This window comes from Solibacillus sp. FSL W8-0372 (assembly GCF_037969735.1).
Taxonomy (GTDB): domain Bacteria; phylum Bacillota; class Bacilli; order Bacillales_A; family Planococcaceae; genus Solibacillus; species Solibacillus faecavium.
The window spans coordinates 376,060-394,053 of sequence record NZ_CP150204.1; the positions used below are offsets into that span (position 1 = coordinate 376,060).

Below are 17,994 nucleotides of genomic sequence, written 5' to 3' on the forward strand. Positions count from 1 at the left end.
CCAATAGAAAAAGCAAGGTGTGACCAAAAATTAGGTTACACCTTGCTTTATTTTATTCCTCTACTAAATAGTGGTAGATGTCATACTGGATTGGTTGTTCGAGCGCCATTTCCATTGTAACAACAGGATAATATTTTCCTTTATCTAAAATTCTTTCTGGTTTTGCAGAACTTGGATTCACAGCACATCGACCAAGGTAATAGAAATCTTTACCTTCACCATTGTCTTTTTTTACAAACAGATAAACGTTTGTCCCATTTTCAACAGAGTGAATAAGGATTTGCATTTCCTTTGATTTATCAATATATCGATTTTTTGTTGAACACCATTTAAATGTATCATCTGATAAAAATTCATCCATATAGTTTGTTTCAAGATCGTTCTCATCATTTTTATGATAATTTACGAAAATAGGAAAATCACCGTTTTTCGGACGACCACCATTTAATGTACCTTCCTCGTTCTTTTCCCAATCTAGTAGGCGGCATACTTCACGGCGGGAGTATTTTTCATATAGTTTAAAGGGTTCATGATTATTAAATTGTTTATTTTTCATTAAGGCACATTCAAGTAAATCAATGAAGTACTGTTTGAAATTTTCGTCTCGAAGTGAAAGTTGCAATTCTTCATTAAACATATAGCGTGAATTCGATTTTATAATTAAAGGTTTATTTCCGAATTTTTTATTGTCAGCTTCTACGAAAAAGTTTAAAGAAAACACATTTTCAATGCCTTCAATTGTACCTTTATGAATATAAGCATTTCGAGATTGCAATGCTGAAAGATAGCTTTTTTCTGAAATAGATTCTTCTTCTAAAAGAAGTTGCAACAATAAAATTTCATGTATTCTCTTCCCTGATAAAAGGTCCTTTCCAATGAAAGATAGAACGGATTTTTCATAATCGGTAATTGAAGGGATATCTTCTTTCATCTTCATTAAAAAGTCATAATAGGTAGGAGTATAGCTAATAATGACTTCGGGATCTAAAGAATTTTGTTCAATAAAATCTTTAAGCATAGGAATACGTCCAATCCGATTTTTAAGCTCAGAATAGCTATCTCTTAACATTTTTAATGTCGATAAATTCGCATTATTTATCGCATCAAAAATTTGCTTCTTCGCAATCTCTTCAAAGTTAATCGTTGAAACCCCTTGAATGTAATCCGTATTTACCGTGTTGCGACGAACGTTATCTTTGTTCATCGACTTATCACCAGATAGGGCAATCGGAATTAAATAGTTATTTTTGTAGTTGCCGATAAAATCAATGATCGTTACATATTCCTTCACATTATGTTTCCGTAATCCTCGACCAAGCTGCTGAATGAAAATGATGCTAGATTGTGTTTGGCGAAGCATTACAATTTGGTTAATGAAGGGAATATCAATCCCTTCGTTAAAAATATCTACAGTTAAAATATATTCCAGCTCACCATTTTCTAATTTAGCAATCGCTTCTTCACGTTCTTCTTGAGAGTGATCACCAGTCAATGCAGTCGTTTTGTATCCACGCATATTCAGTAGGTTTGATAGGGTACGAGCTTCTTCCTTCGTACTGCAAAACATTAATCCGCGAACGCGATCCCCAGAAAATCCGTAATAAGAAATTTTTTCAATAATATGGTCAATTCGTTCACGATGAACTAACTTTTGTAAATCTGCTGTTTCATCGATGAGTTCACCATCAAGTTCATAGTCCGTCACACCGAAATAGTGGAAGGGGCAGAGCATATCTTCTTCTAATGCTGCTTGAAGGCGAATTTCATAAGCCACATTATAATCAAATAGTTCATAAATATTGAAGTTGTCTGTACGTTCCGGTGTTGCCGTCATCCCTAATAAAAATTGAGGTTCAAAGTAATTCATAATTTTTAAATACGATTCCGCACCTGCTCGATGAACTTCATCAATTAAAATATAGTCAAAATGATCTTTAGCAAATTGTTGCAAATAAGGGTCCCTTGATATTGTTTGTACGGTAGCAAATAAATAACGGGCATTTAAATCTTTTTTGTTGCCTGATAAAATTCCATAATCTTGCGGGTCACCTAATAAAATATTGCGAAAATCTTGCATCGCTTTTTTCAAAATTTGTTCACGGTGCACGATAAATAGCATGCGTTTAGGTGCAGCATTTCGAACGTCAAACGCAGATAAATAAGTTTTTCCTGTCCCAGTTGCTGAAATGATGAGGCCACGGTTCGCACCACTTTGGCGAAGGAGCTTTAACTGCTCAAGCGCGGCTACTTGCATTTTATTAGGCTGTATTTTTAAACTCTCTTTTAATGGATTCGTTACATATAAAGATGGAGAGGCTACTTTATTATTAAATTCGGGCTTCTCATAATTGATTTGGTATTGTGCAACCCATTCTTCGCTTAATGGGATCGCGCTATTCCATTGCTGTTCAAATTGATTTTTAAAATGGTTAATGACTTCACCATTTTCAAGGGAAGTTAAATAAACATTCCATTCAAAATTGGCTTTCAATGCACTATCCGTTAAGTTAGAGCTTCCAACGATTAAAGAATAATGCTGATCATGCTCGAAAATATAGCCTTTTGAGTGGAAACCTTTCACATCGGTAACGCGAACTTCTACATTTGTTAATTTGAGAAGTTCTTTAAACATTTTTGGCTGATTAAAGCTTAAAAAGGTAGAAGTTAATATGCGTCCACGAATACCTTTTTTCTGAAGGTCATACAGCATTGTTTTTATTGTCGCTAATCCACCTTCAGTAATGAATGCCACAGAAAAGGTGAACGTTTTACATGTTTTCATTTCTTGTAAAAGAGATGAAAGGACATTTTCATGTGCTTTATTGGATAATAATTTCGGTTTAAACTGTGAGGAGACGGCCTTTGTTTGATCGATAAACCCTTTATGTAAAGAGGCTTCAATTTTTTTAACTAACTGCTCCATAAAAGCACCACCTTTAAATACTTATTTTAATAACTTTTCAACGGCTGGAATATCTGCAGGTGCAAAATCTAGTTCATTGAGTGATGAACGCTTTACCCACTTCGTATCTGAATGCTCTAAAGCAACGGGGGATCCATTAACGATTTTTGCCATATATGTTTCAAGACGAACGATAAACGTACCGTAATCATAAGTAGTGTCTTCAACTTTATCACCTACAGCAATTTCACAAGTAAATTCTTCTGAAATCTCGCGTTTTAATGCTTGCTGTGGTGTTTCATCTTTCTCAATCTTTCCACCTGGAAACTCCCAATAGTTTGGTAATGACATTTGAGGGCTACGTTGTGCACAGTAAATTTCCTGTTTATCGTTTTCGATAATAGCACCAACGACATGTACTTGTTTTTTCAAAATTAATCATTCCATTCTTAATTAATAACCTAATTATAGCTTGTTTATGAGTATTTAGTAGAGGTTAATAAGGTTTAAAATAACAGTTCACTTATCCGATAGTATATACTTTTGTTTATATATGGTATTTAATTGGGCACAAGAAGGCCTCAAGATAATAATTGAATAATAAACGTAAGACCAAAAGAGGGGAGAGAATTGAAATGAAAAAATTATGTTGTTTAATATTATTTACATTTATATTAACAGCTTGTAATTCATCGGAATTGAGTATTACTGAAATTCAAAACATTCCTAATAAAGTACAAGAAAATATAAACCCTGACTATCAGCTTCAATGGATTAATAATATTGATAAGAACGCCAGCTATATTATTTTTCATTCTACTGATGATGTTACCGCGGACCTTGAAGTAGTTGATAACATATTAAACGTAAAACTGGATAGCACGGGTCAAAAAAATAATGAGTTGAAAATGTATGTATATAAACTCAATCGTGGTGATGCAGAGTTTGACACGATAAATGTGAAAGTAAACGGGCAGGATACACCATTAGATAGTCTTACGGGTTTTTAAGGAGGATAGTTTCTCCTGATTACCAAAATCAATATACAACATATTTTGAAATATGTGCCATAAGAGTAGGGGCTTATAAATGGCACTTATATATAAATAAGCCCTATCTCGATTTTGGTGATTTGTGTTATTAACTAGAAATTTGCATTGAAAAAGAATTATCATTTTCTAAATGCTCCCTCACTTCTTTCATTAACGATCATGGAAATTGCTTTTACTCGGATTTATATGAATCGTTGCCTCTCTCAATCCAGTTACGAATGTAACAACACTAACAGCAATCCTACTAGTTATTGAAAAGATAAAAAAGACATCTCACTTTTGAATAATGTGTTTGAATTTCTGATAACAACTAAGTTACCAACCGGATTTCCCTCACTTTAGGGGAGAGGGAACGGTATTTAAAAATTTATTTTTACGTGTATATAATAAGAAGAGAAAAGAAAGAATAAAAAAAGAGAAAAAAACTTTTCGAAAAGTGTTGACGTTTATTTAAATGGCGTGTATAGTTATACAAGTCGCCGAGAGAAAACGCGACAAACGAACAAAATGAACCTTGAAAACTGAACAAGCAACGTTAATGAAACAAGCTTCTTAAATGAAGCAAACAATAGATTTTAACTTTTAATTAAGTTGAATCGCTAGCAAAGCAAATGAGCTTTCAAACTACTTTTATGGAGAGTTTGATCCTGGCTCAGGACGAACGCTGGCGGCGTGCCTAATACATGCAAGTCGAGCGGATGATGAGAGAAGCTTGCTTCTCTCTGATTTAGCGGCGGACGGGTGAGTAACACGTGGGTAACCTACCTTATAGATTGGGATAACTCCGGGAAACCGGGGCTAATACCGAATAATACTTTTAAACACATGTTTGAAAGTTGAAAGACGGTTTCGGCTGTCACTATAAGATGGACCCGCGGCGCATTAGCTAGTTGGTGAGGTAACGGCTCACCAAGGCAACGATGCGTAGCCGACCTGAGAGGGTGATCGGCCACACTGGGACTGAGACACGGCCCAGACTCCTACGGGAGGCAGCAGTAGGGAATCTTCCACAATGGACGAAAGTCTGATGGAGCAACGCCGCGTGAGTGAAGAAGGATTTCGGTTCGTAAAACTCTGTTGCAAGGGAAGAACAAGTAGCGTAGTAACTGGCGCTACCTTGACGGTACCTTGTTAGAAAGCCACGGCTAACTACGTGCCAGCAGCCGCGGTAATACGTAGGTGGCAAGCGTTGTCCGGAATTATTGGGCGTAAAGCGCGCGCAGGTGGTTCCTTAAGTCTGATGTGAAAGCCCCCGGCTCAACCGGGGAGGGTCATTGGAAACTGGGGAACTTGAGTGCAGAAGAGGATAGTGGAATTCCAAGTGTAGCGGTGAAATGCGTAGAGATTTGGAGGAACACCAGTGGCGAAGGCGACTGTCTGGTCTGTAACTGACACTGAGGCGCGAAAGCGTGGGGAGCAAACAGGATTAGATACCCTGGTAGTCCACGCCGTAAACGATGAGTGCTAAGTGTTGGGGGGTTTCCGCCCCTCAGTGCTGCAGCTAACGCATTAAGCACTCCGCCTGGGGAGTACGGTCGCAAGACTGAAACTCAAAGGAATTGACGGGGGCCCGCACAAGCGGTGGAGCATGTGGTTTAATTCGAAGCAACGCGAAGAACCTTACCAGGTCTTGACATCCCGGTGACCACTATGGAGACATAGTTTCCCCTTCGGGGGCAACGGTGACAGGTGGTGCATGGTTGTCGTCAGCTCGTGTCGTGAGATGTTGGGTTAAGTCCCGCAACGAGCGCAACCCTTATTCTTAGTTGCCATCATTTAGTTGGGCACTCTAAGGAGACTGCCGGTGATAAACCGGAGGAAGGTGGGGATGACGTCAAATCATCATGCCCCTTATGACCTGGGCTACACACGTGCTACAATGGACGATACAAACGGTTGCCAACCCGCGAGGGGGAGCTAATCCGATAAAATCGTTCTCAGTTCGGATTGTAGGCTGCAACTCGCCTACATGAAGCCGGAATCGCTAGTAATCGCGGATCAGCATGCCGCGGTGAATACGTTCCCGGGCCTTGTACACACCGCCCGTCACACCACGAGAGTTTGTAACACCCGAAGTCGGTGAGGTAACCTTTATGGAGCCAGCCGCCGAAGGTGGGATAGATGATTGGGGTGAAGTCGTAACAAGGTAGCCGTATCGGAAGGTGCGGCTGGATCACCTCCTTTCTAAGGATTATTTCGGAATCATTCCCTTGGGGAATGAAACATTAACGTTTGCTGTTCAGTTTTGAAGGTTCATTCTTAATTGAATGAGATACTTCAAAACCTTGTTGGTTTAATTCATCTTGTATGATTGAACCGCATTTCGTTCTTTGAAAACTGGATAAAACGACATTGATAGCAATAAAACAAATTTCTATTTTATAGAAATGTAACAAGTCAAGCAATTGACGTGTAAACTTAAATCTTAGATTTTATCTAAGTGTTAACTTTTGGTTAAGTTAATAAGGGCGCACGGTGGATGCCTTGGCACTAGGAGTCGATGAAGGACGGCACTAACACCGATATGCCTCGGGGAGCTGTAAGTAAGCTTTGATCCGGGGATTTCCGAATGGGGGAACCCACTATCTTTAATCGGATAGTATCTACACGTGAATACATAGCGTGATGAGGACAGACGCAGGGAACTGAAACATCTAAGTACCTGCAGGAACAGAAAGAAAATTCGATTCCCTGAGTAGCGGCGAGCGAAACGGGAAGAGCCCAAACCAAAGAGCTTGCTCTTTGGGGTTGTAGGACACTCTATACGGAGTTACAAAAGAATGAATTAGACGAAGCGACTTGGAAAGGTCCGCGAAACAAGGTAAAAGCCCTGTAGTCAAAAGTTCATTCCCTCCAGAGTGTATCCTGAGTACGGCGGAACACGTGAAATTCCGTCGGAATCCGGGAGGACCATCTCCCAAGGCTAAATACTACCTAGTGACCGATAGTGAACCAGTACCGTGAGGGAAAGGTGAAAAGCACCCCGGAAGGGGAGTGAAATAGATCCTGAAACCGTGTGCCTACAAGTAGTTAGAGCCCGTTAATGGGTGATAGCGTGCCTTTTGTAGAATGAACCGGCGAGTTACGATTACGTGCGAGGTTAAGTTGAGAAGACGGAGCCGCAGCGAAAGCGAGTCTGAATAGGGCGAATTAGTACGTGGTCGTAGACCCGAAACCAGGTGATCTACCCATGTCCAGGGTGAAGGTGAGGTAACACTCACTGGAGGCCCGAACCCACGCACGTTGAAAAGTGCGGGGATGAGGTGTGGGTAGCGGAGAAATTCCAATCGAACCTGGAGATAGCTGGTTCTCTCCGAAATAGCTTTAGGGCTAGCCTCGTGATTGAGAATACCGGAGGTAGAGCACTGTTTGGACTAGGGGGGCATCTCGCTTTACCGAATTCAGACAAACTCCGAATGCCGGATATTTATACACGGGAGTCAGACTGCGAGTGATAAGATCCGTAGTCAAGAGGGAAACAGCCCAGACCACCAGCTAAGGTCCCCAAGTAATCGTTAAGTGGAAAAGGATGTGGCGTTGCTTAGACAACCAGGATGTTGGCTTAGAAGCAGCCATCATTTAAAGAGTGCGTAATAGCTCACTGGTCGAGTGACGCTGCGCCGAAAATGTATCGGGGCTAAACGATTCACCGAAGCTGTGGATGCATACTTTGAGTATGCGTGGTAGGAGAGCGTTCTAATAGCGTTGAAGTCAGACCGGAAGGACTGGTGGAGCGATTAGAAGTGAGAATGCCGGTATGAGTAGCGAAACATGGGTGAGAATCCCATGCACCGTATGACTAAGGTTTCCTGAGGAAGGCTCGTCCGCTCAGGGTTAGTCGGGACCTAAGCCGAGGCCGATAGGCGTAGGCGATGGACAACAGGTTGATATTCCTGTACCACCTCCTCACCGTTTGAGAAATGGGGGGACGCAGTAGGATAGGGTAAGCACGCCGTTGGTTGCGCGTGTTCAAGCAGTAAGGCGTGTATGTAGGCAAATCCGCATACTATAACGTTGAGCTGTGATGACGAGCTCTTTAGAGCGAAGTTCCTGATTTCACACTGCCAAGAAAAGCCTCTATCGAGGTGAGAGGTGCCCGTACCGCAAACCGACACAGGTAGTCGAGGAGAGAATCCTAAGGTGTGCGAGAGAACTCTCGTTAAGGAACTCGGCAAAATGACCCCGTAACTTCGGGAGAAGGGGTGCTTCTTTGGGTGCATAGCCTAGAGAAGCCGCAGTGAATAGGCCCAGGCGACTGTTTAGCAAAAACACAGGTCTCTGCAAAACCGTAAGGTGACGTATAGGGGCTGACGCCTGCCCGGTGCTGGAAGGTTAAGAGGAGCGGTTAGCGCAAGCGAAGCTGTGAATTGAAGCCCCAGTAAACGGCGGCCGTAACTATAACGGTCCTAAGGTAGCGAAATTCCTTGTCGGGTAAGTTCCGACCCGCACGAAAGGCGTAACGATCTGGGCACTGTCTCAACGAGAGACTCGGTGAAATTATAGTACCTGTGAAGATGCAGGTTACCCGCGACAGGACGGAAAGACCCCGTGGAGCTTTACTGTAGCCTGATATTGAATTTTGGTACAACTTGTACAGGATAGGTAGGAGCCAGAGATCCCGGAGCGCCAGCTTCGGAGGAGGCGTCGGTGGGATACTACCCTGGTTGTATTGAACTTCTAACCCATGCCCCTTAGCGGGGTAGGAGACAGTGTCAGGCGGACAGTTTGACTGGGGCGGTCGCCTCCTAAAGAGTAACGGAGGCGCCCAAAGGTTCCCTCAGAATGGTTGGAAATCATTCGAAGAGTGTAAAGGCATAAGGGAGCTTGACTGCGAGACCTACAAGTCGAGCAGGGTCGAAAGACGGGCTTAGTGATCCGGTGGTTCCGCATGGAAGGGCCATCGCTCAACGGATAAAAGCTACCCCGGGGATAACAGGCTTATCTCCCCCAAGAGTCCACATCGACGGGGAGGTTTGGCACCTCGATGTCGGCTCATCGCATCCTGGGGCTGTAGTCGGTCCCAAGGGTTGGGCTGTTCGCCCATTAAAGCGGTACGCGAGCTGGGTTCAGAACGTCGTGAGACAGTTCGGTCCCTATCCGTCGTGGGCGTAGGAAATTTGAGAGGAGCTGTCCTTAGTACGAGAGGACCGGGATGGACACACCGCTGGTGTACCAGTTGTCTTGCCAAAGGCATCGCTGGGTAGCTATGTGTGGACGGGATAAGTGCTGAAAGCATCTAAGCATGAAGCCCCCCTCAAGATGAGATTTCCCATTACGCAAGTAAGTAAGACCCCTGAAAGACGATCAGGTAGATAGGTTCGAGGTGGAAGTGCGGTGACGCATGTAGCTGACGAATACTAATCGGTCGAGGACTTAACCACATTTTATTGCACAACTCAATGAAACGTTTATCCAGTTTTGAAAGAATGAAATTCTTTCAATAGTGAAGTGATGATGGCAAAGAGGTCACACCCGTTCCCATACCGAACACGGAAGTTAAGCTCTTTAGCGCCGATGGTAGTTGGGGGCTTCCCCCTGCGAGAGTAGGACATCGCTTCGCTTATTTTTTTTGGAGGATTAGCTCAGCTGGGAGAGCACCTGCCTTACAAGCAGGGGGTCGGCGGTTCGAGCCCGTCATCCTCCACCATTTTATGCAAGAGCCATTAGCTCAGTTGGTAGAGCATCTGACTTTTAATCAGAGGGTCGAAGGTTCGAGTCCTTCATGGCTCACCAGTTTTTTTATAAACTATATACTGTCAGAATAAAAATATCCTATGTATAGCTTATTACTGAAGTAGTTATTACTTCTATATTATAAATGCCGGGGTGGCGGAACTGGCAGACGCACAGGACTTAAAATCCTGCGGTGAGTGATCACCGTGCCGGTTCGATTCCGGCCCTCGGCACCATCTTTAATAATAAGCGCCCGTAGCTCAATTGGATAGAGCGTCTGACTACGGATCAGAAGGTTGTGGGTTCGACTCCTGCCGGGCGCGCCATATATATATTAATGTAGCTTGCTTGAGAATATCAGCAATGAATAACCACATTAAAATTAAGATAAAATAATACTTATGGCTACCTAGCTCAGCTGGCTAGAGCATTCGGTTCATACCCGAAAGGTCGTGGGTTCGACTCCCTCGGTAGCCATCTTATGAATTTATAGATTCATCTAATTATTTCGGAGGTATACCCAAGTCCGGCTGAAGGGATCGGTCTTGAAAACCGACAGGCGGATAACACCGCGCGGGGGTTCGAATCCCTCTACCTCCTCCATTTTATCTATATGGTATTAATACATATTTAAACAAGAGAAGAAATAATATTGTCGCGGGGTGGAGCAGTGGTAGCTCGTCGGGCTCATAACCCGAAGGTCACAGGTTCAAGTCCTGTCCCCGCAACCAAATGGTCCCGTGGTGTAGCGGTTAACATGCCTGCCTGTCACGCAGGAGATCGCCGGTTCGATCCCGGTCGGGACCGCCATTTGTGGGTTTGTAGCTCAGTTGGTAGAGCATTAGATTGAAGCTCTAAGTGTCGGCGGTTCGATTCCGTCCAAACCCACCATTTATGCGGGTGTAGTTTAGTGGTAAAACCTCAGCCTTCCAAGCTGATGTTGTCGGTTCGATTCCGATCACCCGCTCCAGTTTTTTAATAAGGGCCTATAGCTCAGCTGGTTAGAGCGCACGCCTGATAAGCGTGAGGTCGATGGTTCGAGTCCATTTAGGCCCACCAAATAATTCATTATTCCGAAGTAGCTCAGTTGGTAGAGCATCCGGCTGTTAACCGGCAGGTCGCAGGTTCGAGTCCTGCCTTCGGAGCCAAATAGGCCCGTTGGTCAAGTGGTTAAGACACCGCCCTTTCACGGCGGTAACACGGGTTCGAATCCCGTACGGGTCATTTTAAAGCATGTAGCATAGGCTGCATGCTTTTTTATTTTTATCAGGAATACGATGCAATTGCTACTAATTTTTTGGGTACAAAACAAAAGACAAAAAATGAAAAAATAAAATTTTATTGAAACATAACATATATGTTGCCAATCCATACTATAAACAATAATCGGAAAATAAATTCATTTTAACATCTTAAGATTCGACTCATTAAAGTTTCTCCTCCAATATTGGAAGCCTTCTATAAAGTAAGGGTTAAATATCCGCGAATGGTATTAAATAACCTTATATATTATTTGAAAATAACTTCCTTTCTATTCTAAAAAATTTATAATAAATAGCAGGAGGTTAAAAAATGAATAAAATATTTAGTGCATTACTAACATTGATTCTTATAATATCAATGTCTTTCCCAGCAACTACTGCACAGGCAGAGCAGGTCTTTACAGATGTACCTCCAAAGCATAGTAACTATAATGATATAGCTTATTTATTAAATAAAGGTATTATTTCTGCCGACAAAAAAGCGTATGGTGTGAAGGATATTGTGACGCGTGAGGAAGTAGCAGTCATGGTAGCAAAAGCTGTCGGACTGGATGGTACAAAACGTGCCACGAAATTTAAAGATATTCCAAAATCACATGCCAATAGTGGCTATATACAATCTGCTGTGGAAGCAGGGATCATCAACGGTTATACAGATGGTACGTTTAAGCCGACAACAAAAGTAACGCGTGGACATATGGCGGCGTTTATTGCACGTGCATTCGATCTGCCAAACGGTACGAAAACTTTCAAAGACGTAAAAAAAGGTCATACTGCATATGAAGCCGTGAGCCAATTAGCAGCAGCAAAAATTACAACCGGTTATGAAGATGGTACGTTTAAGCCGGCCAATAACTTAACGCGTGCGCATATTTCTGCCTTTTTAGCACGAGCAGTGAAGTATCAGGAAAACCTAAATTCATCAAAAAAAATGAAAGTCCACTTTTTAGATGTAGGACAAGGGGATTCGATATTCATTCAGGCGCCAAATGGTAAAACAATGCTTATAGATGCCGGGACAAAGGATTATGGCAATACAGTTGTTTCGTACTTAAAAGCACAAAATGTGAAGAAGCTCGATTACATTGTCGCAACCCATCCTGATGCAGATCATATCGGCGGGTTAAATGCAGTCATTCAAGCGTTTCAGGTAGGGGAGTTTATCAACAGTGGTAAATCCCATACAACAGTAACGTATGAGAAATTACTGGAAACCGTTTTAAGCAAAAATATCCGCTATAAGGAACCAACTGTAGGGGAAACCATTAATTTAGATAGTGAAGTTAAAACACAAGTATTAGCAGTCGATGCAAAGACAAGTAGCACAAACGATGCATCCATTGTATTGAAGCTTACGTATAAAAATGTATCATTTTTATTAATGGGTGATGCTGACACTGAAGTAGAGGCACAAATCTCAAAGGCATATAATGTGTCGGCAACGGTATTAAAAGCGGGTCATCATGGATCTAGTACAAGTAGCTCACTGTCATTTTTACAAAAGGTTAAGCCTGAAGCAATTGTTTTAAGCTACGCAAAAGACAACAGCTATGGACATCCACATAAAGAAGTGATGGCAAATATTAAAACAATCGGTACAAAAGCTTATGCAACAGCTGAGGCAGGTACAATTGTTGCTACAACAAGTGGTCAAACGTATTCGATTAATGCAAAAGAATTCATTGTACCGATAACAACACCAACAACGCCTACGAAACCAACAGGTGATGTAAGCTCAGGTACTTATGTTATTCCGGGAGCACCAACTTCATTTAAAAACTGTACAGAAATGCGTAAATATTACCCTTCTGGTGTCAGCTCATCTCACCCTGCTTATGCAGCAGCAAGAGACGGGGATAAAGATGGTTGGGCTTGTGAGTTATAATAATTATTATGAAAGGGATATCCGGAATTAGGATATCCCTTTTTTGAGTTGATCAATTTTAAAGCACCAAATGCCTAATGAGAAAGGCATTGGTGCTTTTTGTGATGAATTACAAAGTTAATATAGAAAAATTTATTCCTCAATTGAGTAAATGGAAATGGAGGATTATTAACTGTAATTAACGAAAGAAGAATTAAAAGTATAAAGAATATTAAAAAAATTAAGATAATTCCATATTGTGAAATTTCTCGGTATAACCACTATATTCATCTTGTTAATATGAGATTAATAATTTGAGAGGGGGTTTTTATTATGGACGGAAAATTATTAAGACAGGCTTTTGGAAAATTTCCGACAGGTGTAACAGTTGTGACTTGGTTTGATGAAGATGGGATTAATGGAATTACGGTGAATTCATTTACATCGGTGTCTTTAGAGCCACCACTTGCACTTGTATCGATTGATAAAAAAGCAAATTCATATAAACAGTTACAAAATAAACCTTTCACGATCAATGTGTTGGCGGATGATCAAGAGGCGATTGCATGGCAGTTTGCGGGGCGTCCTCAGGAGGGACTGGATATTCCTTGGAATAAGGAAGGGGATTCGCCAAGCATTATCGGTGTTTCGAGCTACTTTAAATGCAAACAATGGCAACAATACGATGCTGGCGATCATGTGCTTTTTATTGGAGAGGTTACAAAATTTGAACGTCAAGACGGTGATTCATTAACATTCTTTGAAGGCAGGATGGGAACGACAGCAATGTATAAAAGCCAGGAAGTGCAATAAATATAAAGGGAGTGTATATGGTGGGGATTCGTACTGGAGCACAATATATTGAAGCATTAAAGTCACGCAAGCCAGAAGTTTGGTTAAACGGGAAGATCGTAGAAAATATTTTGGATGAACCATACTTTAAACAACCTGCACAGGAAATTGCAAAGTTGTATGATATGCAGCATGATCCCGTATATCAGGATGATTTAACCGTAGTGTGCGAGGAAACGGGAGAGCGTATGGCGACATCCTTTTTAATGCCACATAATTATGAGGATATTATGAAGCGTAGTAAGGCGTTTGAGGTGGTGGCACGTCAAACTTTTGGATTAATGGGTCGTACACCGGATTTTTTAAATACAGTTGTAACATCATTGGCTCAAAACTCTTGGTTTTTACGCAAATATAATGAGGACTGGGCAACGAATATCGAAAACTACTATAAGCATTTACGAGATAACGATATTTTCTTAACACATGCGATTGTCAATCCTCAAAATGACCGAAGTAAAAATTCACATGAACAAGCTGATAAATTTACGCATCTTGGTGTTGTAGAGGAACGACCTGAAGGAATTATTGTACGCGGGGCAAAAATGCTGGCGACATTAGCGGCGTTGACAGATGAAGTGATTGTTTATTCCTTCCCGGGTTTTGCGCCTGGCGATGAGCGTTATGCGCTGGCGTTTGCTGTACCGGTTGATGTAAAAGGGCTGAAAATTATTTGCCGAGAGCCAGTGCAAGATGGGACACGTTCGACATTCGATCATCCACTTGCATCCAGATATGAAGAAATGGATGCATTACTGGTATTCGAAGATGTACTTGTACCTTGGGATAAAGTATTCCTTTACAACAATGTTGAGGCAGCAAACTTGCTGTATCCTATGACAGGTATCGCTGAACAACCAGCACATCAATCGGGTGTACGTGGCTATATTAAGCTGAAATTTGCGGTGGAAGTTGCATGTAAAGTTGCAGATTCAATCGGAGCAGACCAATATTTACATGTGCAACGGGATTTAGGGGAGTTAATTCAAAATACAGAGGTTATTCGTTCACTACTGCGTACAGCAGAGCATGAATATACAATTACCGAATACGGAGAGGCACGATTAAACCCAGTCGTACTGGAAACAATTCGCGGTATGATGCCAGACATGTACCCACGCACAATCGAAGTAATGCAGACAATTGGAGCAGGGGGATTACTTATGATGCCAACAGAGGCAGACTTCTTAAGTGATGAGCTCCGTCCAACGATTGATCGCCATTATGGTGGTCGTGCAGGTATCGACGCAGAGGCACGTATGAAAATTTTCAAGCTAGCCTGGGATTTATGTGGAGAGGCGTTTGGGATGCGCGCACTACAATATGAGCGTTATTACACTGGAGATCCAATTCGTAAGCGTGCAATTTTCTACAATAAGTACAAAAAGGAAAATGCACTTGATCTAGCTGAAGCAATTTTAACGAAGGAAGACACAATAAAAGAGCCACAAATAAACTAATCAGGAGGTAATAGGAATGATCGCTTCTGTAAGTAAAATGGCACAAATTATTGATTTATTCTTTGAAAGTGAGTCAGCTTTGTCAAACAAACAAATTGCAGAAATGTTAGGTCTTCCTGTTAGCTCTGCACATCATTTTTTAAAGACGATGTGCAAGGAAAATATACTAATGCAAGATAAAGACCGTAAATATCGACTCGGCTGGCGTATTTTAGAGTGGAGTAATAAAGTCATGTATCAGCAGGAGATGAATGAAAAGGTTGCACCAATTGCGGCAAGTCTTGTAAATCGCTATAAAGGCAGTGTTCATGTTGGGATGTTCGATAACGGCCAAGTTCGATTCATATTTAAAAGTGTTTCACCCCATTCAGATGTATTGCCGACATATATCGGTGTAACAAGATTCCCTGCTCATGCCACAAGTATCGGTAAGGTGCTGCTTGCCTATAACCCATCTTTTGTGAAGGCGGTTGAGCATCATGGTATGGAAAAGTTTACGGAAAATACGATAACTGATATTGCTGATTTGAAGGTTGAGCTAAAAGAGATTTATAAACAGGGCTTTGCTGTTAGCAAGGGTGAAAATGAAACAGGGACATTTGGAATTGCCGCCCCAATTAAAAGCTATAGTGGGCAAGTTATTGCTGCACTAAACTTCGTATGCGATATCAATTACGTTCAGGAACATAATTATCAGCTTATTTTAAATGAGGTTATCCGCTCTGCGCAGGCCATTTCGCGGGAGATTGGCTATATAACAATTTAAATGCTAGCGTGATAGCTTAATTTCTATTTAATAGAAAACTGTAAACGCGCATAGCACAAAAAAATAGGAGGTTTTACAATGAATAATTTTACTGAAGTAAGCAAAATGCAAGCACGGTCTCAAAACATTTGGAAAATCATAGAGGAAAACAAAGATTTACTAAAGCCACCAGTAAATAATACAGTACTTTGGAATGATTCCCAGTTTTTGGTGATGTTAGTTGGCGGTCCAAACGCACGTCGTGAATTCCACGTAAGCCCTTCAGACGAAATTTTCTACCAAGTAAAAGGCTCTTGCTATGTTGAAATTATTAACGATGAAAACAAACGTGAAGTAATCGAAGTAAAAGAGGGTGAAATGTTTGTTTTACCAGGAAGCGTACCACACTCTCCACACCGCGTAGCTGACACATACGGCATCGTAATTGAATATAAACGTCAAGAAGGCGAACTAGAGGACTTAGTATGGCTATGTGAAAAATGCGATCACGAAGTACACCGCGTAACGCTGCAAGTAACAAATATCGGACCACAGATTGCAGAAGGAATTGCGAAGTTCAATGGCTCGGAAGAATTACGTACGTGCGATAAATGCGGTCACGTGATGTCAGAAAAAGTTGAGGAATGGCAAGTATGAGAATCGACTTCCACACGCACATTTACCCATTAAATTTACCTAATTTTGCGGAGAAATACGATAACGATAGATGGCCAATAATGGAACAAAAATGCTCTTGTGGAGCGGACATAATGGTAAGCGGTAATCTGTTTCGGGAAGTAACAGACCAAGTGTGGGATCCGAAAAAGCGAATAGAGGATATGGAAAAAGAAGGCGTCGATATGCAAGTAATATCACCTGTACCTGTTACTTTTTCGTACTGGGCACCGGTTGAGCAGGCATTGGAAATGGCACAATTTCAAAATGATTTTATCGCTAACATAGTTAAGGAATATCCAGCGCATTTTGCTGGGTTAGGTACTGTACCAATGCAGGATGCGGAGGCAGCGATTGCAGAAATGCACCGCTGTAAGGAGCTTGGGTTAGCCGGTATTGAAATTGGAACAAACGTCAATGGAGAAAACTTAGATGCAGACTATTTGCTGCCATTCTTCCAAGCGGCTGAAGAGTTGGAAATGCCACTTTTTATTCATCCTTGGGAAACGATGGCAAAAGATCGTACACCACGCCATAACTTTATGTACACAGTAGGCATGCCAAGTGAGACGGCACTTGCCGCTGCAAGTTTAATTTGGAGTGGTGTGATGGAAAAATATCCGAACCTCAAAGTGTGCTTTGCACATGGAGGTGGGTCATTTGCATATATTTTACCCCGCTTAGATCAAGGTTGGGATGTCTGGCCGCATTTGCGTCTAACAGAGTACCCACCAAGCTATTATGCCAAAAAGTTTTACTTTGATTCGCTCGTATATGACAAAGACAATTTTGCCTTTTTGTTAGAGCGCTTTGGTCCTGACAAAATTATTATGGGCTCTGATTATCCATTCCTACTACGTGAGATCAATCCAGGTAAAGTCATCGATGAATCGCTGCAGCTTTCAGACGAAGTGAAGAATGCTGTCCTTGGCGAAAATGCCCGTCAGTTTTTAAATTTAGCAAAGATTGGTGTGAGTAAATAATGAATGATACACAAACGCCAGAATCACAATTGGAGAAGCTCGGCATTGAGCTAGGTAAACCACGTTCGGCAGTTGGGAATTATGTAGGCTGTGTGCGTACGGGAAATTTACTTTTCACATCAGGTCAAGGTGTTGATCAATATCACGGTAAGCTTGGTGAGGATTTAACAGTTGAAGAGGGCTATGCAGCGTCACGCCAATCGATGATTAACTTAATTACAGTGCTGAAGCATGAATTAGGAGAATTGTCGAAGGTGAAACGCATTGTAAAAATTTTGGGGATGGTTAATTCTGCTCCTGATTTTACACAGCAGCCAAAAGTTATGAATGGGGCATCGGATTTACTTGTTGAAGTATTTGGTGAAAAGGGAAAACATGCGCGTTCAGCGGTGGGAATGGCACAGTTGCCGAATAATACAGCGATCGAAATCGAGATGATTGTTGAAGTAGAAGAATAACAGCACGTGCGGCAGCTTTAAGGAAGTAATAGCTTTATCTTCTTTAAGGTTGCCTTATTTTATACATC

10 protein-coding genes, 13 tRNA genes and 3 rRNA genes are annotated in these 17,994 nt (G+C 41.7%); 24 read left to right on the forward strand and 2 right to left on the reverse strand.

The window, feature by feature from the left end; translation table 11 throughout:
• Nucleotides 1-52 precede the first annotated feature (52 nt).
• Complete coding sequence (locus MKY13_RS01875) at nucleotides 53-2,923, reverse strand: DEAD/DEAH box helicase (RefSeq protein ID WP_339214967.1); 2,871 nt, start codon at nucleotides 2,921-2,923, stop codon at nucleotides 53-55.
• A gap of 21 nt (nucleotides 2,924-2,944) precedes the next feature.
• The gene (locus tag MKY13_RS01880; protein WP_339214969.1) at nucleotides 2,945-3,334 is read right to left on the reverse strand and encodes a (deoxy)nucleoside triphosphate pyrophosphohydrolase; all 390 of its coding nucleotides are present in this window, start codon (nucleotides 3,332-3,334) and stop codon (nucleotides 2,945-2,947) included.
• A gap of 203 nt (nucleotides 3,335-3,537) precedes the next feature.
• Between MKY13_RS01880 and MKY13_RS01885 the strand changes: the two genes are divergently transcribed.
• The 24 genes from MKY13_RS01885 to MKY13_RS02000 all read left to right on the forward strand — a co-directional run bounded on the left by MKY13_RS01885 (nucleotide 3,538) and on the right by MKY13_RS02000 (nucleotide 17,926).
• Nucleotides 3,538-3,912, forward strand: coding sequence for a peptidylprolyl isomerase (locus MKY13_RS01885; protein ID WP_191701193.1), 375 nt, complete (start codon nucleotides 3,538-3,540; stop codon nucleotides 3,910-3,912).
• A 671-nt stretch (nucleotides 3,913-4,583) separates the two neighbouring features.
• A 16S ribosomal RNA gene (locus tag MKY13_RS01890) occupies nucleotides 4,584-6,138 on the forward strand.
• Nucleotides 6,139-6,406: 268 nt separating this feature from the next.
• Nucleotides 6,407-9,335: ribosomal RNA gene (locus MKY13_RS01895) — 23S ribosomal RNA — on the forward strand.
• A gap of 63 nt (nucleotides 9,336-9,398) precedes the next feature.
• Nucleotides 9,399-9,514: ribosomal RNA gene (rrf, locus tag MKY13_RS01900) — 5S ribosomal RNA — on the forward strand.
• Together the 16S, 23S and 5S rRNA genes with 13 tRNA genes alongside form the textbook arrangement of a ribosomal RNA operon.
• A gap of 11 nt (nucleotides 9,515-9,525) precedes the next feature.
• Nucleotides 9,526-9,601: transfer RNA gene (locus MKY13_RS01905), tRNA-Val, on the forward strand.
• A 10-nt stretch (nucleotides 9,602-9,611) separates the two neighbouring features.
• Nucleotides 9,612-9,687, forward strand: a tRNA-Lys gene (locus MKY13_RS01910).
• Nucleotides 9,688-9,774: 87 nt separating this feature from the next.
• Nucleotides 9,775-9,863, forward strand: a tRNA-Leu gene (locus MKY13_RS01915).
• Nucleotides 9,864-9,876: 13 nt separating this feature from the next.
• A tRNA-Arg gene (locus MKY13_RS01920) sits at nucleotides 9,877-9,953 on the forward strand.
• A 77-nt stretch (nucleotides 9,954-10,030) separates the two neighbouring features.
• A tRNA-Met gene (locus tag MKY13_RS01925) sits at nucleotides 10,031-10,104 on the forward strand.
• Between the two features lie 33 nt (nucleotides 10,105-10,137).
• Nucleotides 10,138-10,230, forward strand: a tRNA-Ser gene (locus MKY13_RS01930).
• A 53-nt stretch (nucleotides 10,231-10,283) separates the two neighbouring features.
• Nucleotides 10,284-10,358, forward strand: a tRNA-Met gene (locus MKY13_RS01935).
• A 3-nt stretch (nucleotides 10,359-10,361) separates the two neighbouring features.
• A tRNA-Asp gene (locus MKY13_RS01940) sits at nucleotides 10,362-10,437 on the forward strand.
• A 5-nt stretch (nucleotides 10,438-10,442) separates the two neighbouring features.
• Nucleotides 10,443-10,518 (forward strand) — tRNA-Phe (locus MKY13_RS01945).
• Nucleotides 10,519-10,523: 5 nt separating this feature from the next.
• Nucleotides 10,524-10,597, forward strand: a tRNA-Gly gene (locus MKY13_RS01950).
• A 12-nt stretch (nucleotides 10,598-10,609) separates the two neighbouring features.
• Nucleotides 10,610-10,686 (forward strand) — tRNA-Ile (locus tag MKY13_RS01955).
• 13 nt (nucleotides 10,687-10,699) lie between these two features.
• A tRNA-Asn gene (locus MKY13_RS01960) sits at nucleotides 10,700-10,775 on the forward strand.
• A gap of 4 nt (nucleotides 10,776-10,779) precedes the next feature.
• Nucleotides 10,780-10,851 (forward strand) — tRNA-Glu (locus tag MKY13_RS01965).
• 348 nt (nucleotides 10,852-11,199) lie between these two features.
• Nucleotides 11,200-12,774 carry an S-layer homology domain-containing protein gene (locus MKY13_RS01970; RefSeq protein ID WP_339214970.1) on the forward strand — a complete coding sequence of 525 codons (1,575 nt, stop codon included), beginning with the start codon at nucleotides 11,200-11,202 and terminating at the stop codon, nucleotides 12,772-12,774.
• Nucleotides 12,775-13,086: 312 nt separating this feature from the next.
• Nucleotides 13,087-13,566: a flavin reductase family protein gene (locus MKY13_RS01975; RefSeq protein ID WP_191700675.1), complete on the forward strand. Its 480-nt coding sequence runs from the start codon at nucleotides 13,087-13,089 to the stop codon at nucleotides 13,564-13,566.
• A 20-nt stretch (nucleotides 13,567-13,586) separates the two neighbouring features.
• Nucleotides 13,587-15,065 carry a 4-hydroxyphenylacetate 3-hydroxylase N-terminal domain-containing protein gene (locus MKY13_RS01980; protein ID WP_339216832.1) on the forward strand — a complete coding sequence of 493 codons (1,479 nt, stop codon included), beginning with the start codon at nucleotides 13,587-13,589 and terminating at the stop codon, nucleotides 15,063-15,065.
• Nucleotides 15,066-15,081: 16 nt separating this feature from the next.
• Nucleotides 15,082-15,831 carry an IclR family transcriptional regulator gene (locus tag MKY13_RS01985; RefSeq protein WP_339214972.1) on the forward strand — a complete coding sequence of 250 codons (750 nt, stop codon included), beginning with the start codon at nucleotides 15,082-15,084 and terminating at the stop codon, nucleotides 15,829-15,831.
• 78 nt (nucleotides 15,832-15,909) lie between these two features.
• Complete coding sequence (locus MKY13_RS01990) at nucleotides 15,910-16,467, forward strand: 3-hydroxyanthranilate 3,4-dioxygenase (protein ID WP_339214974.1); 558 nt, start codon at nucleotides 15,910-15,912, stop codon at nucleotides 16,465-16,467.
• Entirely contained in the window at nucleotides 16,464-17,468 is a 1,005-nt protein-coding gene (locus MKY13_RS01995) for an amidohydrolase family protein (protein WP_191700859.1), read from the forward strand. The genes MKY13_RS01990 and MKY13_RS01995 overlap by 4 nt, the downstream gene beginning before the upstream one ends.
• On the forward strand, nucleotides 17,468-17,926 hold the full coding sequence (locus MKY13_RS02000; protein ID WP_191700677.1) for a RidA family protein: 459 nt from the start codon (nucleotides 17,468-17,470) through the stop codon (nucleotides 17,924-17,926). The genes MKY13_RS01995 and MKY13_RS02000 overlap by 1 nt, the downstream gene beginning before the upstream one ends.
• Nucleotides 17,927-17,994: the final 68 nt, after the last annotated feature.

Coding starts and splice junctions, on each gene's coding strand:
- MKY13_RS01875 (WP_339214967.1), bottom strand. CDS start 2,923: ATGGAGCAGTTAGTTAAAAAAATTGAAGCCTCTTTACATAAAGGGTTT.
- MKY13_RS01990 (WP_339214974.1), top strand. CDS start 15,910: ATGAATAATTTTACTGAAGTAAGCAAAATGCAAGCACGGTCTCAAAAC.
- MKY13_RS01985 (WP_339214972.1), top strand. CDS start 15,082: ATGATCGCTTCTGTAAGTAAAATGGCACAAATTATTGATTTATTCTTT.
- MKY13_RS01970 (WP_339214970.1), top strand. CDS start 11,200: ATGAATAAAATATTTAGTGCATTACTAACATTGATTCTTATAATATCA.
- MKY13_RS01885 (WP_191701193.1), top strand. CDS start 3,538: ATGAAAAAATTATGTTGTTTAATATTATTTACATTTATATTAACAGCT.
- MKY13_RS02000 (WP_191700677.1), top strand. CDS start 17,468: ATGAATGATACACAAACGCCAGAATCACAATTGGAGAAGCTCGGCATT.
- MKY13_RS01975 (WP_191700675.1), top strand. CDS start 13,087: ATGGACGGAAAATTATTAAGACAGGCTTTTGGAAAATTTCCGACAGGT.
- MKY13_RS01995 (WP_191700859.1), top strand. CDS start 16,464: ATGAGAATCGACTTCCACACGCACATTTACCCATTAAATTTACCTAAT.